Origin of the sequence: Streptomyces dioscori (assembly GCF_003024195.1) — a bacterium.
Lineage (GTDB): Bacteria > Actinomycetota > Actinomycetes > Streptomycetales > Streptomycetaceae > Streptomyces > Streptomyces dioscori.
Genome location: NZ_KZ679044.1, coordinates 343,344 through 367,541, shown reverse-complemented (window position 1 = coordinate 367,541; position 24,198 = coordinate 343,344). Strand labels below are relative to the sequence as shown.

The window sequence follows — 24,198 nt, the reverse complement described above, 5'->3', positions numbered from 1 at the left end:
GACGCCTCAGCCGTTCCAGCTCTCGTCGTACGGGTCACGGGGGGCCTTGATCGGTTTGGCGTCGGTGACGTCCAGGAACGGGATGACTCCTTCGTTCACCGGGTCCTTCGTCCGCTTCGTGGTGTACGTGCCCGTGACCTCCAGCCACGTGTCCGGGCGCAGGACCGTGGGCGTGTGACCGGTGAGGCCGATCTTCACCGGCTGGGCGTCCGCGGCACAGCAACTGAGTGCCATGCGCACCAGGTAGGGCGTGCCGTCGCTGCCCATCGCCAGGAAGCCCGCCGTCCTGATACGGCGGTTGCCGAGCGAGCGGCCGTGGCCGTACGCGGCCCGGCCCGCGTAGTCGACGAGGCTCAGGCGGACGGTGTCCCCCGCGGGCAGGTCGGCGAACCCCCATGGCTGTTTCTGCAGCGCCGTCCCCGTGCGCATCGCGCTGTACGAGCCGAGCGCCGGCGGGGCCACCAGGACGAGCGCCAGGAGGGGGAGGGTCATCAGCCAGGCGATGCCGGGTTCCCGGTGAGCGTGAACGTGATCATGAGGGTGAGCATGAGAGTGGGGGTCGGAGTGGGGGTCGGAGTCTGCGTGGGCGTCCGTCCGGGTTCGGCGTTCGCGGCGGTCGTACCAGACCGTCGCGATCGCCGTCGCTATCAGGACCACCCCCGCCGCCAGCAGCAACGGCCTCAACCCGGCCTTGACGTACCGCAGATAGAGGTCGGTGAGGCCCGCGTGCAGGATCGCTCCGCCGGTGAGGAAGAGCACCGCCGCCTGCGCCTGGCGGTTCACAGGAGCACCGCCCCGACCAGGGACGACACCAGGACGGCCAGCGTGAACGTGGCGGGCGCGAAACGCAGCGCGAAACCGCGGCCGAACGTCGCCGTCTGCATCGCGAAGAGTTTCAGGTCGATCATCGGGCCGACGACCAGGAAGGCCAGCCGGGCCGTCAGGGAGAACTGGGTGAGGGACGCGGCCACGAAGGCGTCCGCCTCGGAACAGATGGACAGGAGCACGGCCAGGACCGCCAGGGCGAGGATCGACACCAGCATGTTGTCGGCGGCGTAACCGAGCCAGTCCGCCGGGACCACCGCCTTGAGCGTCGCCGCGGCCATCGCGCCGACGACCAGGAACCCTCCCGCGTGCATCACGTCGTGCCGTACCGACCCCCAGAACGCCGCCCCTTTGCCCTGGCCCTCCCAGGAGGGGCGCTCCGGCGGGCGCAGCCAGTCCGCACGGCCCAGCCGGTGCCAGAGCCAGCCCATCGCGCAGGCCACCAGCAGGCTCGCCACGAAACGGGCCAGGACCATCCGGGGCTCGCCCGGGAACGCGACCGCGGTCGCCGTCAGCACGATCGGGTTGATCGCGGGCGCCGACAGCAGGAACGCCAGCGCCGCCGCGGGCGTGACACCCCGGCGCACCAGCGCCCCGGCCACCGGCACGGACGCGCACTCGCAGCCCGGCAGCACCGCCCCGGCCATGCCCGCGACCGGTACCGCGAGGGCGGGCCGCTTCGGCAGCGCGCGGGCGAAGAACGACGGCGGGACGAACACCGCGATGACCGCCGACAGCATCACGCCGAGCACCAGGAAGGGCAGCGCCTGCACGATCACCGCGACGAACACGGTCATCCAGCTCTGCGTCACCGGCGCGGACAGCGCCCCGCGGAGGGGGTCCTGGAGCACCACACCCGCGAGCAGCAGCATGGTCAGGACGAGGGGGGAGTTGAACTGCCAGCCCTTCGGCCCACCGGGGACGTCTGTCGTGCCGTCCGTCCTGCCGTCTGTCCTGCCGTCCGCCGCGCCGTCCGTCTCGCGGTCCTCAACCCCGGGCGGAGTCGTGTCGGTTGTGGTCACGGGAGAGGTACCTCCGGTTGGGAGGGGCTGTGTCGGTGGATCGCCCTCCACCTTCAGTACGCCCGTTCCGGCACAGCTTCTCATCCGGGTCCGCCGGGGTTTCCCGGGACCGGTCGCCTTGCGGCAGGCCACCGTGCAACCACCCGTACCCGTGAGGCAGTCTGTGCTGTTGTGGGGAGCCTTCCGAATCAGAGCGGATCGAACGATCGCGGGCCGGACGATCGCGCCGCGCACATGGTGGTGTGCGGGGACGACGCTCTCGCGCACCGCCTCGCGGCCGAGTTGCGGGGCGTCTACGGGGAGCGGGTGACGCTGGTCGTGCCGTCCGCCGAGCGGACCGCGCGGCCCCCGGTCGTGGGACGGGCCCGCGCCTCGACCCTGCTCGACCGCGTGTCGGCCGCCATGACCCGGGCGGCGGCGGGCAACGGCGTCACCGGCGACAGCGGATCCGCCGGTCGTGGTGCCGGGGCCTCCGAAAGGCCGCGTGCGGAAACGGTGTTGGAGGCCGCCGTACTGACCGAGGCCGTGCTCGCCGAGGCCGGGGTCGAGCACGCCCACGCGCTGGCCCTCGTCCATGACGACGACGAGACCAACATCCGCGCGGCCCTCATGGCACGTCGGCTCAACCCGCGCCTCCGCCTGGTCATACGGCTCTACAACCGCCGCCTCGGCCAGCACATCGAAGCCCTGCTGGACCAGGCGTCCGCCCTCGCCATGGCGGGGATCGGGGAGTCCACGGGCTCGCCCGCGCCCGGTCTCCTCGACGCCTCCACGACCGTACTCTCCGACGCGGACACCGCCGCGCCCGCGCTGGCCGCCACCGCCGTGGCCGGGACCAGCAAGGTCGTACAGACCGACGGGCTGATGCTGCGGGCCGTGGAACGGCAGCCGCCGGGTCCGGGGGAGGTCGCCGACCCCGGGCTGTGCACCCTGGCCCTGCTCTCGGCCACCACCAACGACCCGGCGGGCGCGGACGGTTCGGAGAGCAGCGGGGAGCACGGGCCGCGGCTGCTGCCCGACGAGGCGTCCGTGGCCGCCGCGACCGGCCGCGGCACGATCGTCCTGGAGACCGTGTCGTACTCCGCTCCCCCGCTGCCCGCCCGACGCGGTGTCCTGCCGGGCGGGATGTCCATCGGGCTGCCCCTCGGCAGACTGTTCTCCCGGCGGCTGCGCTGGTCCTTCGCCGCTCTGGTGGCCTGTGTGGTCGCCCTCGTCGTCGCGTCCATGCTCGTCACGGGCGCCCATCCACTGCACGCCACCTACCTCACCCTCCTCGACCTCTTCGCGATCAACGATCCCGCGCTGGACGACCCCCTCGGCCGCCAGATCCTCCAACTCCTCTCCGGGCTGGTCGGGTTGCTGCTGCTCCCCGTACTCCTCGCGGCCGTCCTGGAAGGCCTCGGTACGTTCCGCAGCGGGACGGCGCTGCGCAAGCCGCCCCGGGGGCTCTCCGGTCACGTCGTCCTCCTCGGAGTCGGCAAGATCGGTACGCGCGTCCTCGCCCGGCTCCGTGAACTCCACATCCCCGTGGTGTGCGTCGAGGCCGACCCCGAGGCGCGCGGGCTCGCGCTGGCACGGCGGCTGCGCGTGCCCGTCGTACTCGGTGACGTCACCCAGGAAGGCGTCCTGGAAGCCGCCAAGATCCACCGGGCACACGCCCTGCTCGCCCTGACCAGCGCAGACACCACCAACCTCGAAGCGGCCCTGTACGCCCGGTCGGTACGCCCCGACCTGCGCGTCGTCCTGCGCCTGTACGACGACGACTTCGCCACCGCCGTCTACCGCACCCTGCGCGCCACCCACCCGAACGCCCTCACCCGCAGCCGCAGCGTCTCCCATCTGGCCGCGCCCGCCTTCGCCGGAGCGATGATGGGCCGCCAGATCCTGGGAGCGATCCCCGTGGAACGCCGGGTGCTGCTCTTCGCGGCCCTGGACGTCGCGGGGCATCCGCATCTGGAGGGCCGGACCGTCGCCGAGGCGTTCCGTGCGGGGGCGTGGCGGGTTCTCGCCCTGGACACGACGGTCCTGGACACGACGGTCCTGAACACCGTGGCGGCAGCGGGCGGTCGCCGCCCCCGTCCGCCGGCCGATCCCGCCCCGCCCGCGCCGAACAGCCCCGCGTCCCCGGCCCCGGCCCCGCCTCCGTCGGCTCCGGACCGCGACCGCAACGCCCCGTCCCCCGACCGCCCCTCGGGCCTGGTCTGGGACCTGCCCCCGAACTACGTGCTCGGCTCCGGGGACCGCGTCGTCATCGCCGCCACCCGCCGGGGCCTCGCGGAACTGCTGGGACGCGGCACCCGGGAACGTACGGCCGGCGGTGCCCCGGCCCCGTAAGGAGCGCGGGAACTGCGCGACCAACTCCCACCGACCCGCGGCTTTGAACTGCGGTGACGCACGGTTCAGCCACATCAACACCCCCTCCGGCCGGAGAGTTGTCCACAGGCTGAGGGGCCCGTCAGCGCGATGTCGTCCTGTGCGTGCAATATGGGGCCATGACTGAGAGCAACGGGGCCATCCCGCACGAGGGAACCATGCCCGAATGGGAGAAGCGCTTCCGGGCGCCGCGGGTGTCCTTGCCGGACTGGGCGGAGGACGCCCCGCACCGGTCCCTGTTCGTGTCCAACGCGACAGGGACGTACGAGTTGTACGCGTGGGACCGTGGGACGGGCGCCCAGCGCCAGGTCACGGACCGGCCCAACGGGACGACGGACGGCGTGCTGTCGCCCGACGGCGAGTGGATCTGGTGGTTCGACGACAAGGACGGCGACGAGTTCGGCATCTGGCGCCGACAGCCCTTCACCGCCAGGGCGGGCGATGAGGGCGGGTCCGGCGCCCCGGGCGGCACCGACGCACCCGCCGCCCCCGGCCTCGACCCCTCCTACCCCGCCGGGCTGGCGCTCGGTCGGGACGGGCGGACGGCGATCGTCGGCAGGTCGACCGACGAGGACGGCTCGACGATCTACGTCAGCCGCACCGGCGAGGACCCCGTCGAGGTCTACCGCCACCGGGAGTCGGCGGGAGTGGGCGACCTCTCGCACGACGGCACACTCATCGCGGTCGAGCACACCGAGCACGGTGACGCGATGCACTCCGCGCTGCGGGTGCTGCGGATGGACGGTTCGGCGGTCTCCGAGCTGGACGACACCAAGGACGGCACGGCCGAGCTGGGCCTTGAGGTACTGGGCTTCGCCCCGGTGGCCGGGGACACCCGGCTGCTCGTCGGACACCAGCGGCGCGGGCGCTGGGAGCCGATGGTGTGGGACGTGGTGTCCGGCGAGGAGACGGACCTGGAGCTGACCTCTCAGCTGGACGGCGACCTGAGCGCCGAGTGGTATCCGGACGGCTCCGCCCTGCTCGTCGTCAACAGCTTCGAGGCGCGCAGCGAGCTGTGGCGGTTCGACCTGGCGACCCGCGAGCTGGAGCGGGTGCCGACGCCCAAGGGCTCGGTGTCGGGCGCGACCGCCCGCCCCGACGGCAGCGTGGAGTACCTCTGGTCGTCCTCCGCCGAGGCGCCGGTGGTCCGTTCGACGTCCGGCGAGGTCGTCCTCGATCCGCCCGGTATGAAGGCGCCGCGGTCGGTGCCCGTCGAGGACGTGTGGGTGACGGGTCCGGGCGGCCGGATCCACGCCCTCGTGCAGCGGCCGGCCGGAGCGAGCGGCCCCCTCCCGACCGTGTTCGACATCCACGGCGGCCCGACCTGGCACGACAGCGACTCGTTCGCGGCGGGCCCGGCGGCCTGGGTGGACCACGGGTACATGGTGATCCGGGTCAACTACCGCGGTTCCACGGGATACGGGCGCGAGTGGACGGACGCCCTCAAGCACCGGGTCGGCCTGATCGAGCTGGAGGACATCGAGGCCGTCCGGGAATGGGCTGTCTCCTCCGGGTCCGCCGACCCCGACCGGCTGATCCTGACCGGCGGTTCATGGGGCGGCTACCTCACCCTCCTCGGTCTGGGTACGCAGCCCGAGGCATGGGCGCTGGGTATCGCCGCGGTGCCGGTCGCGGACTATGTGACGGCCTACCACGACGAGATGGAGGCGCTGAAGGCGATGGACCGCACGCTGCTCGGCGGCACCCCGGAGGAGGTTCCCGAGCGTTTCGAGGCGTCGTCCCCGCTGACGTACGTCGACGCGGTGAAGGCACCGGTCTACATCTCCGCCGGGGTCAACGACCCGCGCTGCCCGATCCGCCAGGTCGAGAACTATGTGACCCGCCTGGCCTCGCGGGACGCGGACCACGAGGTGTACCGCTATGACGCGGGGCACGGTTCGCTGGTCGTGGACGAGCGGATCAAGCAGGTCCGGCTGGAGCTGGACTTCGCGGAGCGGCACCTGGGCGGCTGATCGCGCCGGGGCCCTCGCGGGGCGGGGCGGGCCGGGGCCGGGGCACCCCACTCGGCCCGCTCCCCGCGAGGGCCCGTACCTTTGGGGTTGTGTACCGGTTCCTGCTGACGCCCCGCTGGTGGGGGATCAACGTCTTCGTGCTGTTGGCCATCCCCTTCTGCATGTTCATGGGGTCATGGCAGTTGAGTCGGTTCGAGGACCGCGTCCAGGACCATCGCGACGCCGGTGAGCAGGCCTCGGCGGCCAGGACGCAGGCTCCCCGGCCGCTCGGCCGGCTGCTGCCCGTGGACAAGAAGACGTCGGGCAAGCAGGCCACCGCGACGGGCCGGTACGGGAAGCAGTTGCTGGTCCCCGGCCGGGAGCTGGACGACAAGCGGGGCTTCTACGTCCTGACGATGCTGCGCACCGACGACGGCAGGGCCCTGCCGGTGGTCCGGGGCTGGCTCGCCGGCGACGCCGACACCGCGAAGGCTCCGGCGGTCCCGGCCGGCGAGGTCACCGTGACCGGTGCGCTCCAGGCGTCGGAGACGCCCGGGTCGAACGGCGTGCCCGCGGCCGGCGGGCTCCCCGCCGGACAGACCGGCGCGATCAGCTCGGCGTCGCTGGTGAACCTCGTGCCGTACAAGATGTACGACGCGTGGATCACGCTCGCCGAGGCCGACTCGGGGATGAAGGCCGTGCCCGCCGCCGCGCCTTCGGACACGGGGCTGGATCTGAAGGCCTTCCAGAACCTGGGTTACACCGGTGAGTGGTTCGTCTTCGCGGGGTTCGTGGTCTTCATGTGGTTCCGGCTGATGCGGCGCGAGGTGGAGTTCGCGCAGGACGCGGAGCTGGGTCTCGTGGAGGAGGCTCCGGTGGAGACCGACGCCGCGAAGGTGTCGTCCGCGTCGTCCACCACTGCCTGACACTGTCTGACACGGCACCCGGCCCGTACCCGGGCCTACCCGATGCACGGGCCCGAGCCGCAGCCCGGGCCCGGCGCGGTCAGGAACCGGCCAGCACGCCGGTCCGGTAGACCGTCCCCGCACACGCGTTGGACACGGTCGTCGCGGCCGCCGGTGCGCCGCCCGCGGCCGTGTAGGACACGCTGACGCTTCCGTCGACGGTTCCGTCGGCCCTCATGAGCTGGGGTTCCTCGCCGGTCGCGCCTTCCGAGACCGTACCGCCGCTGGCCCCGGTGGGGTCCTCCGTGGGCGTCGGGTCGGGCGAGGGTTCCCCGCCGCCGGTGCCGCCGTTGCCGCCACTGGTCGGGCAGGTCGACGAGGGCACCCAGGCGAACTTCACGTTGTACGTCCCGCCCGGCGGCAGTACCAGGGAGGAGACGTAGGTGGACGGGTCGGGCAGTCCGCCGGCGGGGTCGCCCGCCGTGTGCAGGAGCGTAGAGAGTTGCGAGGGATCCGCGGCGCCCAGCGCGGTCGGCGCCACCGAGCCGTCGCCGACGACCGTACAGCTGGCGGTAGAGACGTTGGTGACCGTGAAGGTGCCGTAGACCGCGCCGGTGGCATCGGGTGCGCCGCCCCCGGCAGCGGCGATGAGCTGCGTCGGCGTACAGGTCGGCGCGACCGCGGTGGAGTTCGTGGGCGAGGTGCCCGCGGTGCCGCCACCCTTGCCCTTGCCGGGCTTGTCCTTCTTGTCGCCCTTGCTGGAATCCTTGGACGAGCCCGAGGAATCGCCGGAGCCGCTTCCCGAGGAGGCTTCCTTGCCTTCGTTCGCGCCGCCCTGGGTCGCGGAGGTGGCGCCCGCCATGGACGGGTCGGCGTTGGAGCCCGTGGAGTTCGAGACGTGCACGAGGGCCGGGACCGCGGTGCCGATGAAGAGCGCGGCGGCGGCCATGCCGACGAGGGCCTGGCGCTTGCGTGCCCGCCTGGCCGGTACCGCGCGCCGCAGATGGTCCAGCGTGCCGTCGGTCGGCTCGATCTCCTCGACGGCCTGGTGCAGCAGTCGCCGCAGGGCCAGTTCGTCGGAGCCGAACACGTCGGTTCCAGACCCGTCGGCGGCGAGACCGGTACCCGGGGCCGTGGGGGTGCCGGGACCGTCAGCTCCGGACCCGCCCGCACCTCCGGCCGCCGAGCCGACGGACTCCGTACCCGTGGAATCCGTACGCGCGGACTCCGCACCCGCGGACTCCGTAGCCGAGCCGCCCGAGTCGCCGGCCGAGTCCTTCGTGAACAGCGGGGACAGCGGGGACACCTTGGTCGGTGCGTCGCCGGAAGCCTTCTCCGGCGTGCTGCCCGCGGACTCGACCGCGACCGCGCCTTCGCTCTTGCTCTTGCCCTTGCCCTCGACCTCGTCCGGGGACGTGCCCGGCGATGAGTCCGAGGCACCGGGGGCGGCCGGGTCGACCGACCCGGCCGGCTCGGTCGCGGCGTCCGGGGGACCACCCGTCGAGCGGTCCGACGGGCGGCCTTCCGTGTCCGTGCGGCCCGACTCTTCCGGGCCCGGGTTCTCCGAGGGGCCGTGATTCACAGTTCCGTTCCCAGCGTGCTGCTCTTGCTCGTCGTCGCCGTGGCGACCGTGCTCGTCGTGGCGTGCTCGCTCGTCGTGGCCGCTCATGCCGGCTCCTCCATGGCGACGCGCAGCGCGGCGATGCCGCGCGACCCGTACGCCTTCACGGAGCCCAGGGAGACACCGAGGGTCTCGGCGACCTGCGCCTCGGTCATGTCCGCGAAGTACCGCAGGACCAGGACCTCGCGCTGGCGTCTCTGGAGCCCCTTCATCGCCTTGATCAGGGCGTCGCGCTCCAGCTGGTCGTACGCGCCCTCCTCCGCGCTCGCCATGTCGGGCATCGGCTTGGAGAGGAGCTTCAGGCCGAGGATGCGCCGGCGCAGCGCGGAGCGCGAGAGGTTGACGACGGTCTGGCGCAGATAGGCGAGCGTCTTCTCCGGGTCGCGTACGCGCTTGCGCGCCGAGTGCACCCGGATGAAGGCCTCCTGGACGACGTCCTCGCAGGACGCGGTGTCGTCGAGGAGGAGCGCCGCGAGGCCGAGGAGCGACCTGTAGTGGGCGCGGTAGGTCTCGGTGAGATGGTCGACGGTGGTACCGGCCGCCAGTGCCTCGTCAGCGCCTTCACGCTGATTCGGGATGCGGGCCGACCGCGCTGCGGGCATGGGGGCGATCACCGGCATGCCGCCGCCGGACGCGCCGGACGTGCGGGGTCGGCGGGGCGGACGGAGGGCAGTGCCCCGCGTCGCCACAGTGAATTCGAGAACCTCAGCCACGCCAGTTGGACACGCGTCCCCCCGCCGGGGTTGTACGCGACAGGCATCACGTTTGCGTAGGACCTCGTGCCGGACCGTGCGCTAAGTGTCCTCATACGTAAAAGCCCATCCCCTATGCCCCATATGAACGTGGCGTCCGGTCACCCCTGAAGGGCGACCGCAAAGACGCTCCCCGCCCTCCGCGCGGTTGCGGAGAACGGGGAGAAAAATCTTCAGAACGCCAGAGGCTTGGCTTCAGTGGTCCGGACCACAGCTTCGAACCCGATCGAACCACAGAAGTCGCACAGATCCTACAAAAGATTCAACTAACGACCGGATGATTTCCCGGCCCGGCCCGGAGCCGGCGGCTTCCGGGGCAGGTCACAGCTCCGCGGCCACCAGTTCCGCGATCTGCGCGGTGTTCAGTGCGGCACCCTTGCGCAGGTTGTCGCCGCAGACGAAGAGCTCCAGCGCCGTCGGGTCGTCGAGGGCCCGGCGTACCCGCCCGACCCAGGTGGGGTCCGTACCGACCACGTCGGCGGGCGTCGGGAACTCCCCCGCCTCCGGGTTGTCGAAGAGCACCACCCCGGGGGCCGTGGCGATGATCTCCCGTGCCCTGCCCACCGTCACCTCGCCCTGGAAGCGGGCGTGGACGGTCAGGGAGTGCACTGTGACGACCGGCACACGGACACACGTGACGGCGACGGGCAGGTCCGGCAGTCCGAGGATCTTGCGGGACTCGTCCCGCACCTTCATCTCCTCCGAGGACCAGCCGTCCTCGCGCACGGTCCCGGCCCACGGCACCACGTTGAGCGCCACCGGCTCCGGGAACGGCCCGGTGTTGTCGCCCACAGCCCGCCGTACGTCGCCGGGGGTCGTCCCCAGTTCCGTACCGGCGACGAGCTTGAGCTGCTGCCGCAGGGTGTCGACCCCGCGCTGCCCGGCCCCGCTCACCGCCTGGTACGAGGAGACCACCAGCTCGCGCAGCCCGAACTCGGCGTGCAGCGCGCCCAGGGCCACGATCATCGACAGGGTCGTGCAGTTGGGGTTGGCGATGATGCCGCGCGGCCGGACCCGGGCGGCGTGCGGATTGACCTCGGGCACCACGAGCGGCACCTCGGGGTCCATCCGGAACGCGCCCGAGTTGTCGACCACGACGGCGCCCTTGGCGGCGGCCACCGGCGCCCAGCGCCCGGCCACCTCGTCGGGTACGTCGAACATGGCGACGTCGACCCCGTCGAAGGCCTCCTCCGTCAGGGCCACCACCTCGACCTGCTCACCGCGCACGGTCAGCTTGCGGCCGACCGAGCGCGGTGAGGCGACGAGGCGGATCTCGCCCCAGATGTCCGCGTGCTGGGACAGGATCTGGAGCATGACCGTGCCGACGGCTCCGGTCGCGCCCACGACCGCGAGCGTCGGCCGCCCGGCCGCCGTCACTGTCACCGTCGTACGCCTCCGTACGAGGGGACGGTCATCGTCCGGTGCCTCCGTAGACGACGGCCTCGTCGCTGTCGGAGTCGAGCCCGAAGGCGCTGTGCACGGCGCGCACGGCTTCGTTGACGTCGTCCTGGCGGGTGACGACCGAGATGCGGATCTCGGAGGTCGAGATGAGCTCGATGTTGACGCCCGCGTCGGACAGCGCCTGGAAGAACGAGGCGGTGACGCCCGGGTTGGTCTTCATGCCCGCGCCGACGAGGGAGATCTTGCCGATCTGGTCGTCGTAGCGCAGCGACTCGAAGCCGATCGCGCCCTTCGCCTTCTCCAGCGCCTCGATGGCCTTGTGGCCCTCGGACTTGGGGAGGGTGAAGGAGATGTCCGTGAGGCCCGTGGAGGCCGCGGACACGTTCTGCACGATCATGTCGATGTTGATCTCGGCGTCCGCGATCGTCCGGAAGATCACCGCGGCCTCGCCCGGCTTGTCCGGGACGCCGACGACCGTGATCTTGGCTTCGGAGATGTCGTGCGCGACTCCGGAGATGATGGCGTGCTCCACCTGCGCGTCCCCTTGCGGATTCTCGTTGCTGACCCAGGTGCCGCGCAGTCCCGAGAAGGACGAGCGGACGTGGATCGGGATGTTGTATCGGCGTGCGTACTCGACGCAGCGGTGCAGCAGCACCTTGGAGCCCGAGGCGGCGAGCTCCAGCATGTCCTCGGAGGAGATCCAGTCGATCTTCCGGGCCTTCTTCACCACCCGGGGGTCGGCGGTGAACACACCGTCGACGTCCGTGTAGATCTCGCAGACCTCGGCGTCGAGGGCGGCGGCGAGGGCGACGGCCGTGGTGTCGGAACCGCCGCGCCCCAGCGTGGTGATGTCCTTCTTGTCCTGGCTGACGCCCTGGAATCCGGCGACGATCGCGATGTTGCCCTCGTCGAGCGCCGTCCTGATGCGGCCCGGCGTGACATCGATGATGCGCGCTTTGTTGTGGACGGAGTCGGTGATCACGCCTGCCTGGCTGCCGGTGAAGCTCTGGGCCTCGTGGCCCAGGTTCTTGATCGCCATGGCCAGCAGGGCCATCGAGATCCGCTCTCCCGCTGTCAGCAGCATGTCGAACTCACGCCCGGCAGGGATCGGGGATACCTGCTCGGCGAGATCGATCAGCTCGTCCGTCGTGTCACCCATCGCCGACACCACGACGACGACCTGGTGGCCGTCCTTCTTGGCGTCGACGATTCGCTTGGCGACACGCTTGATGCCCTCGGCATCGGCTACGGAGGAACCTCCGTACTTCTGCACGACAAGGCCCACGTGCGCTCCTCGCTCAGTCCGTCTCGTACCGCACGGCTGCGGTCGGCTCAGTCTAACGAGCGGCCGAATTCCACCCGAGTGATATCGCATCGTGAGATGTCCCGCTCACGTGTTGATCACCCGGTCCGGTCGGGTCCCGTCCCGCGGTCGGCCGATCGGTCGGCTCCCGCGGTCCGGCCCTCCGGCCGCTCCAGGACCGCATCTGCCCGTCCCGGACGCACCTCACTCGCAAAGTGCCCCTAGTCACACGGCCGACGCGATATGTCCGGGCGGAAAGGGGCACGGCGTGCGTGTGGGGCGGGCCCGGAGTCACCGACTCCGGGCCCGCCCCACACGCAGGACTCTCAACCGCGCGTCACTTGACCTCGCGCAGGCCCAGCGGGCCCGCGATCTCCTCCGCCATCACGCGGCCCGCCTCCTCCGCGAGGGCGTCCTCGCTGAGTTCCTGGTCGGTGTCCAGGCCGTCCAGCTCCTGCAGGGGCTGGTTCAGCCGGACGTGCGCCACCAGGGACTGCAGGGCGCGCAGGGTGGCCGAGGCCGTGGAGCCCCAGTTCGAGAAGTACGAGAACTGCCACCACCACATGGCCTCGGTGGTGCGGCCGGCCCGGTAGTGGGCCATGCCGTGCCGCAGATCCGCCATGACATCGGCCAGATCGTCCGAGATACGGGCCGGGACCGGCGCCTTGCGGGGCTCGTACGGGTCGAAGACCTCGGAGTAGACGTCGACCGGGTCGAGCATCTCGGCGAGGCGCTCGCGCAGCTCGTCGACGTCCGGCTCGGGGCCCAGATCGGGCTCGTACCGCTCGTCGGGAAGGATGTCCTCGTGCGCGCCGAGACGGCCGCCGGCCAGCAGGAGCTGGGAGACCTCCAGGAGGAGGAAGGGGACGGCCGAGTCCGGCTCGTCACCTCTCGCGACCTCGGTCACCGCGACGAGGAAACTCTCGATCTGATCCGCGATCTGGACCGAGAAGTCGTCGGGGTCGGGATCGGTCGCGTGCAGCGTGGCGTCAGACATCTAGAAGCCGGCCTTCCTCAAGAACTTCGTCCCGTACATCAACCAGTCGTTCAGACATCCAGCAGCCGCCTTCCCTCGAAGGCGCGTCCCAGGGTGACCTCGTCGGCGTACTCCAGGTCGCCGCCCACCGGCAGCCCGCTGGCGAGCCGGGTGACCTTGAGGCCCATGGGCTTGATCATGCGGGCGAGATAGGTGGCCGTGGCCTCGCCCTCCAGGTTCGGGTCGGTGGCCAGGATCAGTTCCGTGACCGCGCCGTCGGCGAGCCGCGCCAGCAGCTCCCTGATGCGCAGGTCGTCCGGGCCCACACCCTCGATGGGACTGATCGCGCCGCCGAGCACGTGGTACTTGCCCCGGAACTCGCGGGTCCGCTCGACGGCGACCACGTCCTTCGGCTCCTCCACCACACAGATGACCGAGAGGTCGCGGCGCGGGTCGCGGCAGATGTTGCACAGCTCCTCCTGCGCCACGTTCCCGCAGGTGGCGCAGAAGCGGACCTTCGCCTTGACCTCCATGAGGCACTGCGCGAGACGGCGTACGTCCGTCGGCTCCGCCTGGAGGATGTGGAAGGCGATCCGCTGCGCGCTCTTGGGACCGACGCCGGGCAGCCGCCCCAGCTCGTCGATGAGGTCCTGGACCACGCCTTCGTACACGGATTGCCTTCCTGTTCCCACGGACTCGGTACGTACCGTAGTCGCGCTTGCTCTCTTCGTACGTACGGTAGTTGGCGGTCGGCCTTCTTAGAAGGGACCGCCGGGTTGACTTAGAACGGCAGGCCGGGGATGCCGCTGCCGCCGCCGAGGCCCTGGGCCAGCGGGCCGAGCTTCTGCTGCTGGAGCGCCTGGGCGTTCTCGTTGGCCGCCTGGACCGCCGCGACGATCAGATCGGCGAGGGTCTCGGTGTCCTCGGGGTCGACGGCCTTCGGGTCGATGACCAGGCCGCGCAGTTCGCCCGAGCCCGTCACCGTCGCCTTCACCAGGCCGCCGCCCGCCTGACCGTCGACCTCGGTGCGCGCCAGCTCCTCCTGGGCGTTCGCGAGGTCCTGCTGCATCTTCTGGGCCTGCTGGAGCAGCTGCTGCATGTTGGGCTGGCCACCACCGGGAATCACGATCAGCTCCTGGTTCGTACGGCTGTGAGTACTGCGGTGAGTACTGCCTTCGGATACGGCTTTCCGGCGTGAATTCCGCCTTGGCACGAGCCTACGTGGTCTACCGGGCCGTCGCTTCGGCACTCTTTCGAGTGAGAGGGCAGGTTGGTCTATACCTGATCAGGACCCACATCCGAGCGGAAAAGCCCCGAAAGCAGGACTGACTCCACCCAAGGGGCGGTAGTAAGGGTGCGGCGCATCAGCACCACGCGCCACGTCACCGCCATTGCCATGCCATTGCCACCGCCATCGTCACCGCCACAAACGTCACGCAACATCACACAACGTCACAACGTCACAACGTCACAGCGAGGGAGCGTCGGGTGAGCCAGCCGGACATGCAGCCCGAGGGGCAGGCCCAGGGCGGTCGGCGCGACGGTCCCGTGGAGCCCGGCGATCTGATGGGGCGGACCTTCCCGCTCGGCGACTGGGGCGAGCCGGCCGAGCGGCTGGACGAGCTCTACCGGTGGGTGGAGGCGGGGGCGCTCACCACCGCGTACTGGTACCTCACCGACCGGGTGTGGAAGCGGCGGGGCGCGCGGGCCCTGCGGGCCGGGGCCGCCGCGGGAGCCCTCGCCGGGGCGGGGCTGCCCCTGCTGGACCTCGCCGGGGTGCTCGGCGGGGGCGCCGCCTGGGGGTATCTGGCGCTACTGGTGGCGGTCGCCTGTGTGGCGGGGGACCGGTTCTTCGGGGTGACCTCCGGATGGATGCGGGACGTGGCGACCGCGCAGGCCGTGCAGCGGCGGTTGCAGGTGCTGCAGTTCGACTGGGCGTCCGAGTGCGTGCGGGAGGTTCTCGGGCCGGCCGAGGGGACGGCCGGGGAGGCCGCTGAGCGGTGCCTTGCCGTGCTGCGGCGGTTCTCCGAGGACGTGACGGAGCTGGTGCGGGTGGAGACCGCGGACTGGATGGTGGAGTTCCGGACGGGGGTGGCTCCGTTGGCGCTGCAGGCGGGCGGGGGTGGGCATACGCGGGATGCGGCGCCGGTGGGGCGGGCGTCCCTGCCGCCGGGTGCGCGGCCGAACATGCCCCGCCAGCGGCCCCCGGAGCCCCGGTAGGGGCGTCTTCCCCCGCCCCCGCCGCCCCTACCCTTCCCGTCACTGCATGGGGGCTTCGCCCCCTCGCCCCCCTTTGTCCTCAAACGCCGGACGGGCTGAAAGATGCCTTTCAGCCCGTCCGGCGTTTGAGGACAAAGTGACGGGAAGAGTCCTAAGCCTGCGGGGACGGGAATGACACCGGGCTTCTCAGGCCCGTTCCGTTCAGCGCTCTCACGCCGAAGAAGACGTTGTCCTTGGACAGGTCCACCTCGTGGGAGGTGACGTCGCCGACCGGGATCACGTGCGTCCACTCCGGCGCCGTCGTCTCCCGCCACACGACTTCGTAGCCCGCGAGGTCCGGCTCGGCCCCCCGAGCCCACACCAACTGCGTGGAGTTCGTGAGCGCGGCGGTCAGGATCCGCGCCTCCCGCGGCGCACCCGGCGCCTGCGCCAGCGTCCACAGCGCGGCCGCGTTGACCCGCGCGACCCGGGCCGTGAAGGGGAAGTCGCAGAACTCCGGCAGGTCCCCGTACTGCTTGCCGTCCTCGACCCGCACGTCCTGGTGCTGATGGGCGAAGTCCTCGGCGGGCTCGGTGAAACGGGCCGCCGGATATCCCTGCTCCAGGAAGGGGATGTGGTCGCCGCCCCGGCGGTAGCGGTCCCGGCGGTGGACGACCCGTACCCGCATACCCGTCGCCGGGTTGTCCGCCGTGTCCCGCACGAAACGGGCCAGCTGCCGCGACGGCGAGTCGTTCTCGCCGCCCACCGAACGGCGCGTGGCCGCCTGCTCCGGCGTCTCCGACGTCGGCACGCCCTCCGCGAAGAGCCGGATGGTGTAGGGGTCCTTCGTTCCGTCGTCCGCCCTCGAAGCGCCCACGATGTCGTTCGTGAACATGGCCTGCACGTCCGTGCCCGCCGCCTTGAAACGGGACGCCATGTGCGCGGCCCCGTACAGGCCCTGCTCCTCCCCCGCCACCGCCGCGAAGACGATCGTGGCGGCCGGGCGGCGCCTCGCCATGACCCGGGCCAGTTCCATCGCCACGGCCACCCCCGAGGCGTCGTCGTCCGCGCCCGGGGAGTCGGAGGTGGCGTCCATGACGTCGGTGACGCGGGAGTCGTAGTGCCCCGAGACGACGTACACCCGTTCCGGGGTGACCGAGCCGCGCAGGGTGGCCAGGACGTTCGTGATGCGGGTGGCCGTGGGGATGCGGGGCGCGGGTTCCTGGACGTACGACTGGAGTTCGGCCGTCATCCGGCCGCCGGACGTGGCGGCGTACGAGCGCATCTCCGCCAGGATCCAGTCGCGGGCCGCGCCGATCCCGCGGGCCGGGTCGTCCTGGGTGGAGAGGGTGTGCCTGGTTCCGAAGGAGACGAGTTTCCGGACGGTCGCCTCGATGCGGGCGGGGTCGATCTCCCGTAGGAGGGCGCGGAGTTCGCGGGTGGGGGGCTGTGCGGTGGCCGGCGGGTGTGCACCCGCGTCCGACTCCTCGGCCGCCGACGCCGATGTCGACGCCGATGCCGATGCCGTCCCGGCTGTACCCGCCGTGGCGGCTCCGGCGGCCGCCGTCGCGGCCAGAACGGTTCTTCTGCTCGGGTTCACAGGTCGCATACAAGGAATGGTTGTGTACGCGTCAACAGCGGGCAAGGCCCCCTACTGCTTCGTGTACGTCAGCGCGTCGCCGTTGCTCGCGTTCACCCGGCGCAGCCGGCCGTCCGGCAGGAGGGTCAACTCCGTTGCCGCGCCCGGTGAGCAGGACGAGGCCGGTTCGCCGACGGTGACCTCGGACGGGCCGATCCGCAGAGGTTCGCCGTCGCTCGGTGCCTCGGTGAGCGCCGCCCGGAACACACAGTGGTACGTGCCGCCGTCCGCCGGTCCGTCCGCGGTGAGCGAGAGGACCGTGGCGCCCACCTCGCCCTGCTGGATGGTGAGTTGACGGGTGTTGCGGCCCGTGGCGTTGTCGATGGCCGCGGTCCAGGTGCCGAGGTACCCGGTGGGGATCGCACCGTCCGCCGGTGTCTCCTCCCCCGTGCCGGACGGCTGCGTCGAGGGTTTCCCGCTCGACGGGCCGGGGGTGGTGGGCGCGTCCTTGGTCCGGGACGCGCTGGGGTCGCCGCCCGCCCGGCCGTCCCCGCCGCCGTTCATGAGCGCGTACACGGACGCGCCCGCGCCGAGCGCGACGACCAGCGCCACCACGATCAGCACGGCGGTGGAACGGGCGTTCCTGCGCGGGGGCTCAGGCTCCGGCTGCGGCGCGAAGCCCGGTCCGTACGGAGGGGTCGGGCCGTACGGAGGGGTCGGGCCGTAAGGGGGTGTCGACCAACCGCCGGACTGCTGCTGGTGCTGCTGTTGCTGGTGCGGGTAGCCGTAGCCGGCGGCGGGCTGGGGGTGCTGCTGGGGATAGCCGTAGGCCGGGTGGAGGAAGCCCGGGGCCGGGGTGTGTGCGGGCGGGGCGGCCGGAGGCGGTGCCGAGGGCCCGCCCGCGGTCATCGTCGGGAGGTGGTCGGCGGGCGTGCCCGGCGGCGGTTCCGGGACGGGCAGGGAGGAGGCGTCGGGGGTGGGGGCGTGCTCCGGGGAAGCCATGGGCGGGGGCGCGGAAGGGGGTACGGACGGAGGTACGGATGGGGGTACGGATGGGGGTACGGAGGCAGCGGGCGGGGCGGGTTCGGGGTCCGGGGTGGGTGTGCGGTCCGGAGCTTCCCCGTCCCCGTCCCCGCCCCCGGACCCGTCCCCGGACGCCGTCGGACGGGCCGAGACGTCCGGGTCCTCCGAGTCCAGCAACTGCACGGCGTGGCGGCCCAGTTGGGCCACCAGCATCCCCGGCAGCCAGGGGTCGCGGCTGCGGCCGTCCGCGACCGTGTCCTCCGCTCCCGTGCGCTCCAGGATGTCGTCGAGCGTCGGGCGGGAGGCGGGGTCCTTGCGCAGGCACTGGCGGACGAGGTCGGCGATGCCCTCCGGTACGCCTTCCAGGTCCGGTTCCTCCTGGGCGATACGGAACATCAGGGCGTGCACCCCGCTGTTGGCCGCGCCGAAGGGAAGGACGCCCGTGGCCGCGTACGACAGGACCGAGCCCAGGCAGAAGACGTCGCACGCGGGCGTGACCCGGTCGCCGCGGACCTGCTCGGGGGCCATGAAGCCGGGCGAGCCGACGAGCGCGCCGGTGCGGGTGAGGCCGCCGTCGGTGACCGTCTCCAGGGCGCGGGCGATCCCGAAGTCGATGACGCGCGGGCCGTCGATCGTGACGAGGACGTTCGACGGTTTGAGGTCGCGGTGGATCAGTCCGGCCGCGTGGATGTCCTTGAGGGCGTGCGCGAGGCCGGCCGCGAGGATCCGTACGGAACGTTCCGGGAGCGCGCCGTGGTCGTGGCCGACGACCTCCTGGAGCGAGGGCCCCGCCACATAGCCGGTGGCGACCCAGGGGATGGCCGCCTCGGTGTCCGCGTCGAGCACCGGCGCCGTCCAGTAGCCGCCCACGCGCCGGGCCGCCCGCACCTCCTGGCGGAAGCGGGCGCGGAACTCCTCCTGTTCGGCGAGTTCCTGGCGGACGAGTTTGACCGCGACGGTCCGTCCGCGGTCGGAACGCGCCAGATACACCTGGCCCATACCGCCCGCGCCGAGTCGCGCCAGCAGCCGGTACGCGCCGATGCGGTGCGGATCCGCAGGTCCGAGCTTCTCCATCGAAACGCCGCCCTCCCCCGTACATGTGCGACAGCGACGAGGATAGTGCGGCGGAACGGGGAGACGGCAGGGGCGGTGTCTACGGTTCCGTAACAGGGGGTACGGGTTCCGGGGCCGGTCCGGCGCCCGCTCCCGTAACTCCCGTAACGGTTTCCGCGGGCGCCTCCGTGACCGTCTCCATCGCTGCGATCAGCCGTTCCAGCACCCCTACGGTCTCGGCCAGTCCTTCAAGACCGCCGACGGTGTCGGCGAGCCGGTCAGCGAAGGCCGCGTGGCCCGGGCCGATCCTCCGGACGGCGTCGAAGCCCTCGCCGGTCGGCCGGAGCAGCTTGGCGCGGCGGTGGGCGGGGTTGGGTACGTACTCGGCGAGCCCCCGCTCGACCAGCAGGTCGGCGATCCGCTGCACGCTCTGCCGGGTGATGCCCATGGCGCGGGCGATCCCCGAGACGGGCAGGGGTTCCCGCAGGACGGCGCCGAGCACCTGCCACCGGGCGGCGGTGAGCCCGGCCGGTCCGGCCAGTTCCTCGGCGACGCCCAGGTACTGGCCGTTCAGCCGGAAGACCGCGAGCGCGCTCCGGCTGAACAGGTCCTGGCGCCCGCCGCCCTCCTCGGCCGCTCCGCTCACTGTCCGGCCGCCTCAAGGATGTCGTACGCCTGCGCGTCCGAGTCGTGGAAGAGCCGGTACCAGGCGTCGAGCACCTCTCCCTCGTACACGCCGAGCAGGGCGAACACCTCCCGCGCGAACGCGACGGGCTCGGTGGGCCCGGCGGTGACGAGCCCGCCGTCCGTCACGGCGTCGGCGTCCACGTACCGCTCGCCGCCCCGGTAGCCGGTGGCGGCCAGATAGAAGGACACGGCCGCGGTGTGCGCGCGGTCGTCGAGCAGGCCCTCGCGGGCGAGTCCCGCGGTGGCCCCGCAGATCGCGGCGACGGGCACGCCGGCCGCCAGGAACTCCCGCGCCGTGCGGGCGAAGGGGACGAGTTCGTCGCCCGTGTCCCAGAGGTCGGCGCCCGGCAGGATCAGCAGCGCGGCGTCCTCCGGGCGTACGTCGTCGAGCGTCACGTCGGGCCGGATCCGCAGCCCGCCGACGGACCGCACGGAGTCGCCGGACAGGCCGACCGTCCGGATCTCGTAACCCGCGCGGGCGAGATACGCGGTCGTGTGACCGGTCTCCCAGTCGGCGAGCGTGTCGTAGACGGCGAGGTACACGGGCTTACGGGCGGGATCGCGGTCGCTGTCGCGGGTCATGGCTTCTCCTCGGTCACTCGATCACTCACTGGGGCACTCGCTTGGTCACCGGCTCGCTTGGTCACCGGCTCACTTGATATGCCAACATGCTGTCATCACGACAGCATGCTGTCAATCTATTCACCGGCGCCCGGCCGGGGCCTCCCACACACGACAACCTGTCGCTTTCCCGGCCGCACCGCAGACAGGACGCCGATGTCGCGCCCGCGCCCCGGACACCTACGCTCGGGCGCATGACCCCTCAGCCCAACCCCCAGGCCGGCGCCGCCGTGAAGGCCGCGGACCGCGCACACGTGTTCCACTCCTGGTCAGCGCAGGAGCTCATCGACCCGCTCGCCGTCGCCGGTGCGGAGGGGTCCTACTTCTGGGACTACGACGGCAAGCGGTATCTCGACTTCACGAGCGGCCTCGTCTTCACGAACATCGGCTACCAGCACCCGAAGGTCGTCGCCGCGATCCAGGAGCAGGCCGGGAAGCTCACCACCTTCGCGCCCGCGTTCGCCGTCGAGGCCCGGTCGGAGGCGGCACGGCTGATCGCGCGGCGGACGCCGGGCGACCTGGACAAGATCTTCTTCACCAACGGCGGCGCCGAGGCCGTCGAGAACGCCACCCGGATGGCCAAGCTGCACACCGGCCGCCCGAAGGTGCTGAGCGCCTACCGCTCGTACCACGGGGGCACCGCCGCCGCCATCAACCTCACCGGCGACCCGCGCCGCTGGCCGAGCGACAGCGGGACGGCCGGGGTCGTGCGCTTCTGGGCCCCCTTCCTCTACCGCTCCCCCTTCCACGCGGAGACCGAGCAGCAGGAGTGCGAGCGCGCGCTCCAGCACCTCGCGGACACCATCGCGTTCGAGGGCCCGGCCACCATCGCCGCGATCATCCTGGAGACGATCCCGGGCACCGCGGGGATCATGATCCCGCCGCCCGGCTACCTGGAGGGCGTCCGCGCGCTCTGCGACGAACACGGCATCGTCTTCGTCCTCGACGAGGTCATGGCCGGCTTCGGACGCACCGGCGAGTGGTTCGCCGCCGACCACACCGGTGTCGTACCGGACCTGCTGACCTTCGCCAAGGGCGTGAACTCGGGGTACGTGCCGCTCGGCGGCGTCGCCATCTCCGGGGCGATCGCCGACACGTTCGCCCGGCGCCCGTACCCCGGCGGGCTCACCTACTCCGGGCATCCGCTCGCCTGCGCCGCCGCCGTCGCGACCCTGAACGTGATGGAGGAGGAGGGCGTCGTCGAGCAGGCCGCCCGGATCGGCGAGACGGTTCTCGGCCCCGGGCTGCGCGAGCTGGCCGAGCGCCACCCGAGCGTCGGCGAGGTGCGCGGCACCGGTGTCTTCTGGGCCCTGGAGCTCGTACGGGACAGGGAGACCCGCGAACCCCTCGTCCCCTACAACCCGGCGGGCGAGGCCAACGCCCCCATGGCCGCCTTCGGCGCGGCGGCGAAGGCGCACGGACTGTGGCCCTTCATCAACATGAACCGCACCCATGTCGTGCCGCCGTGCAACATCTCGGAGGCGGAGGCCAAGGAGGGGCTGGCCGCACTCGACGAAGCACTCTCCGTGGCCGACGAGCACACGGCCCGATGACGCTCCGCCGATGACGCTCCGGCGGGCCGGACGAAGACCGGACGAAGACCGGACAAAGAGGTGTGACAGGGGGCGCGGCCGAGGGTGTGACTCAGGGGTGTGACGCAGGACTCCCACAATCCGGGTGGCCCGACATCGAACGCGTAAGGTGACTGGCTCGTAGACATGAGCGAGTACTTATTCGATGGGGGAAGGACCCGGACGATGCGCGACACCGGCAGTGGCGGCGGCAATGGGGCCGTCACCCGCAGCACCCTGCGGCAGCAGATCGCGGACGCGCTGCGCGACGAGGTGCTCGCCGGGCGCCTCCAGCCGGGCAAGGAGTTCACGGTCAAGGAGATCGCCGAGCAGTACGGCGTCTCCGCGACCCCCGTCCGTGAGGCCCTGGTCGACCTGTCGGCGCAGGGCCTCCTGGACGCGGACCAGCACCGCGGGTTCCGCGTCCACGAGTACTCGCTGAACGACTACCGGGGCATGATCGAGGCACGCAGCCTCGTCACGGAGAGCATCTTCCACGGGCTGCTCGACGCGTCGGCAACCACCACCCGGGGCGCCCTCGCCGCTCTCGCCACCCGCTCCGACGATCCGCGCACCGCCGCCGCGCTCGCCGGGGTGCGCCGTCGCGGCGAGGAGGCACAACGGGCCGCCGCCGCCGGTGATCTGAACATCCTCATCGGCTACGACCTGCGCTTCTGGCGCGAGTTGAGCAGTCTGTTCGGCAACCCGTACCTCGCCGACTTCCTGCACCGGCTGCGCGTCCAGTCCTGGGTGTGCGCGGTCCAGCACCTGCGCCGGATCGACGATCTGCGCGGCCATCTGTGGGCCGAGCACACGGAACTGGTGGACGCCCTCACGCGCCGGGACGCCCCGGCGGCGCACGAGATCGTCGCGGCCTACAACACCCACTCGCTGGCACTCATCGAAGTGCTGGCGCAGGGCTGAGAGCCGCCCGCCGAGGGCCGCCGGCGCGGGGCCGGCGGCCGCCGGCCGGCGGTAGACCGGCGGTGGGCCGGCCGGTGTGGGGTATCCGACCCGCACGAAGGGGACCTACCGTGCCCTCACCCATTACGCTGCCTTGACCACCGTGCTGAACGAGGAGCTCTCAGTTGGCCTGTGACCTGTGGCTGGTCCCGCTCGTCGACGTGTTGTGCCACACCCCCGACAACCCCTTCGCCGAGGAACTCGCCCTCTACGACAAGGTGCTGGGCGAGGCCGGACTACCGCCGGTACCGGTGTACGCGTACATGCCGGGCCTCTCCGGCGATGTGGCGCCGGTCGCGGGCTTCGACTACGACGCGCTGCACTTCCTGCGCCGCGCCTACCTGCTGCAGGTGTGCCAGCTGCCGGTGACGCCGGTCGGCGAACTGGGCGGCGACTACGAGCAGCTGCTGGAGATGTTCGACACGACGGCCCAGCAGTCCCACCTGGTCTGGCACTACGACCACGCGGGCGCGTACGTCCCCGTCGACTTCCCGCACCCGCTGTCGAGCGACGAACTCCTCGCGGGCGGCGGCCCGTTGGGCTCCTCCCAGGTGCTGCTGCGCGAGCTGGAGCTGGTCGCCCCGTCGATCGGCATCGACCCCGCCAACCCGCCGGTGCCGCCGCAACCCCCGATGGCACCGACGGAGTTGGAGGAGCCGGCCGCCCCGGCCCCCTTCGACGCGAGCCCCTTCGCCCGCGAACGCCACGTCTGGCTGGGCCTGCACGCGGCGGCGACCCGGAGCCTGGCCCAGGGCTCGATGATCATCTTCAGCTAGGGCCCGGCCCGGGAAGGGCTGCGCCCAGCACCTCGCCGTTCACGACCGGGTGGACCCGAGCAGGGCGACGGTCTCGGCGCGGGTGCGGGCCGGGGCGTCGTTCCAGGCGCACAGCAGCTCCCAGTCGCTGAACAGGGCGCTGCCCGCGGGGTCCAGCCGTCGGCGCACGGTGGCCAGGGCCGCGCGCACCCGCGGACCGCAGGACTCCGCGTCGCCGGTCACGGCCCAGGCGAGAGCCCCGACCAGGCTGGCCGCCTGCGGGGCGTGCGGGGCTCCGACGTACAGCAGGCCCTGCCCCTGGCACCACCCGCGCCGGGCGATCAGCAGCGCCCCGCGCCGGAAGACCTTGTCGTCGCGTGCGTCGTACGCGCCGCGTGCGTCGTACGTGCCATGCGCGTCGTACGTACCGTGCGCGTCGTACGTGCCATGCGCGTCGTACTCGTCGTACGGGTCGTCCAGGTTGTACGGGTCGTCCGCCGGCGTGCCGAGGGCGGTGAGGCCGGTGAGGTCGGGGTGGTGCAGGGCTGTGCTCATCAGGTGGGGCTGCCTCTCGTGGGGAGGGATGTCATGCCTTCTGGAGCAGGGGTGTCCTGGTG

The 24,198-nt window shown here is 71.9% G+C and carries 21 protein-coding genes; 7 read left to right on the top strand and 14 right to left on the bottom strand.

Annotation, left to right across the window (positions count from 1 at the left end):
- Positions 1-6 precede the first annotated feature (6 nt).
- Entirely contained in the window at positions 7-783 is a 777-nt protein-coding gene (locus C6Y14_RS20190; RefSeq protein WP_107018128.1) for a TIGR03943 family putative permease subunit, read from the bottom strand.
- Positions 780-1,847: a permease gene (locus C6Y14_RS20185; RefSeq protein WP_225891170.1), complete on the bottom strand. Its 1,068-nt coding sequence runs from the start codon at positions 1,845-1,847 to the stop codon at positions 780-782. The genes C6Y14_RS20190 and C6Y14_RS20185 overlap by 4 nt, the downstream gene beginning before the upstream one ends.
- Before the next feature lie 234 nt (positions 1,848-2,081).
- Here C6Y14_RS20185 and C6Y14_RS20180 point away from each other — a divergent pair, with 234 nt between their 5' ends.
- From C6Y14_RS20180 to C6Y14_RS20170, 3 genes are all read left to right on the top strand, one after another.
- Positions 2,082-4,181 carry a potassium channel family protein gene (locus tag C6Y14_RS20180; RefSeq protein ID WP_107018127.1) on the top strand — a complete coding sequence of 700 codons (2,100 nt, stop codon included), beginning with the start codon at positions 2,082-2,084 and terminating at the stop codon, positions 4,179-4,181.
- Positions 4,182-4,339: 158 nt separating this feature from the next.
- The gene (locus C6Y14_RS20175; RefSeq protein WP_199854785.1) at positions 4,340-6,193 is read left to right on the top strand and encodes a S9 family peptidase; all 1,854 of its coding nucleotides are present in this window, start codon (positions 4,340-4,342) and stop codon (positions 6,191-6,193) included.
- A gap of 89 nt (positions 6,194-6,282) precedes the next feature.
- Complete coding sequence (locus C6Y14_RS20170; protein ID WP_107018125.1) at positions 6,283-7,098, top strand: SURF1 family protein; 816 nt, start codon at positions 6,283-6,285, stop codon at positions 7,096-7,098.
- Positions 7,099-7,177: 79 nt separating this feature from the next.
- Here the strand turns inward: C6Y14_RS20170 and C6Y14_RS45075 are convergent, their stop codons facing one another.
- The 7 genes from C6Y14_RS45075 to C6Y14_RS20135 form a co-directional block, all read right to left on the bottom strand.
- Positions 7,178-8,746 carry a hypothetical protein gene (locus C6Y14_RS45075; protein ID WP_225891169.1) on the bottom strand — a complete coding sequence of 523 codons (1,569 nt, stop codon included), beginning with the start codon at positions 8,744-8,746 and terminating at the stop codon, positions 7,178-7,180.
- Positions 8,743-9,411, bottom strand: coding sequence for a SigE family RNA polymerase sigma factor (locus C6Y14_RS20160; protein ID WP_107018124.1), 669 nt, complete (start codon positions 9,409-9,411; stop codon positions 8,743-8,745). The genes C6Y14_RS45075 and C6Y14_RS20160 overlap by 4 nt, the downstream gene beginning before the upstream one ends.
- 360 nt (positions 9,412-9,771) lie before the next feature.
- Positions 9,772-10,827 carry an aspartate-semialdehyde dehydrogenase gene (locus C6Y14_RS20155; protein ID WP_107018123.1) on the bottom strand — a complete coding sequence of 352 codons (1,056 nt, stop codon included), beginning with the start codon at positions 10,825-10,827 and terminating at the stop codon, positions 9,772-9,774.
- A 34-nt stretch (positions 10,828-10,861) separates the two neighbouring features.
- Positions 10,862-12,136, bottom strand: a complete 1,275-nt coding sequence (locus tag C6Y14_RS20150) for an aspartate kinase (RefSeq protein ID WP_107018122.1) — start codon at positions 12,134-12,136, stop codon at positions 10,862-10,864.
- A 355-nt stretch (positions 12,137-12,491) separates the two neighbouring features.
- Entirely contained in the window at positions 12,492-13,151 is a 660-nt protein-coding gene (locus C6Y14_RS20145; RefSeq protein ID WP_107018121.1) for a DUF5063 domain-containing protein, read from the bottom strand.
- 50 nt (positions 13,152-13,201) lie between these two features.
- On the bottom strand, positions 13,202-13,801 hold the full coding sequence (recR, locus tag C6Y14_RS20140; protein WP_107018120.1) for a recombination mediator RecR: 600 nt from the start codon (positions 13,799-13,801) through the stop codon (positions 13,202-13,204).
- Positions 13,802-13,911: 110 nt separating this feature from the next.
- A complete protein-coding gene (locus tag C6Y14_RS20135; RefSeq protein WP_107018119.1) occupies positions 13,912-14,256 on the bottom strand; it encodes a YbaB/EbfC family nucleoid-associated protein in 345 nt (114 codons plus the stop codon).
- Positions 14,257-14,618: 362 nt separating this feature from the next.
- On the opposite strand from C6Y14_RS20135, the gene C6Y14_RS20130 reads away from it, so the two are divergent.
- Positions 14,619-15,350, top strand: a complete 732-nt coding sequence (locus tag C6Y14_RS20130) for an SLATT domain-containing protein (protein ID WP_107018118.1) — start codon at positions 14,619-14,621, stop codon at positions 15,348-15,350.
- A gap of 151 nt (positions 15,351-15,501) precedes the next feature.
- Here the strand turns inward: C6Y14_RS20130 and C6Y14_RS20125 are convergent, their stop codons facing one another.
- The 4 genes from C6Y14_RS20125 to C6Y14_RS20110 form a co-directional block, all read right to left on the bottom strand.
- Positions 15,502-16,938 (bottom strand): M20/M25/M40 family metallo-hydrolase, encoded by a 1,437-nt coding sequence (locus tag C6Y14_RS20125; RefSeq protein ID WP_107018117.1) that lies wholly within the window; start codon positions 16,936-16,938, stop codon positions 15,502-15,504.
- Positions 16,939-16,980: 42 nt separating this feature from the next.
- Positions 16,981-19,005 carry a serine/threonine-protein kinase gene (locus tag C6Y14_RS20120; protein ID WP_107018116.1) on the bottom strand — a complete coding sequence of 675 codons (2,025 nt, stop codon included), beginning with the start codon at positions 19,003-19,005 and terminating at the stop codon, positions 16,981-16,983.
- A 79-nt stretch (positions 19,006-19,084) separates the two neighbouring features.
- Positions 19,085-19,630, bottom strand: a complete 546-nt coding sequence (locus C6Y14_RS20115) for a MarR family winged helix-turn-helix transcriptional regulator (protein WP_107018115.1) — start codon at positions 19,628-19,630, stop codon at positions 19,085-19,087.
- Positions 19,627-20,253: a DJ-1/PfpI family protein gene (locus tag C6Y14_RS20110; RefSeq protein WP_107018114.1), complete on the bottom strand. Its 627-nt coding sequence runs from the start codon at positions 20,251-20,253 to the stop codon at positions 19,627-19,629. The genes C6Y14_RS20115 and C6Y14_RS20110 overlap by 4 nt, the downstream gene beginning before the upstream one ends.
- A gap of 233 nt (positions 20,254-20,486) precedes the next feature.
- Between C6Y14_RS20110 and C6Y14_RS20105 the strand changes: the two genes are divergently transcribed.
- The 3 genes from C6Y14_RS20105 (at position 20,487) to C6Y14_RS20095 (ending at position 23,602) form a co-directional block, all read left to right on the top strand.
- A complete protein-coding gene (locus C6Y14_RS20105) occupies positions 20,487-21,845 on the top strand; it encodes an aspartate aminotransferase family protein (protein WP_107018113.1) in 1,359 nt (452 codons plus the stop codon).
- 204 nt (positions 21,846-22,049) lie between these two features.
- Positions 22,050-22,787, top strand: a complete 738-nt coding sequence (locus C6Y14_RS20100) for a GntR family transcriptional regulator (RefSeq protein WP_107018112.1) — start codon at positions 22,050-22,052, stop codon at positions 22,785-22,787.
- 164 nt (positions 22,788-22,951) lie between these two features.
- Positions 22,952-23,602 carry a hypothetical protein gene (locus tag C6Y14_RS20095; RefSeq protein ID WP_107018111.1) on the top strand — a complete coding sequence of 217 codons (651 nt, stop codon included), beginning with the start codon at positions 22,952-22,954 and terminating at the stop codon, positions 23,600-23,602.
- A gap of 39 nt (positions 23,603-23,641) precedes the next feature.
- Here C6Y14_RS20095 and C6Y14_RS20090 read toward each other — a convergent pair whose 3' ends face one another.
- Complete coding sequence (locus C6Y14_RS20090; protein WP_107018110.1) at positions 23,642-24,136, bottom strand: DUF6197 family protein; 495 nt, start codon at positions 24,134-24,136, stop codon at positions 23,642-23,644.
- Between the last annotated feature and the right edge of the window lie 62 nt (positions 24,137-24,198).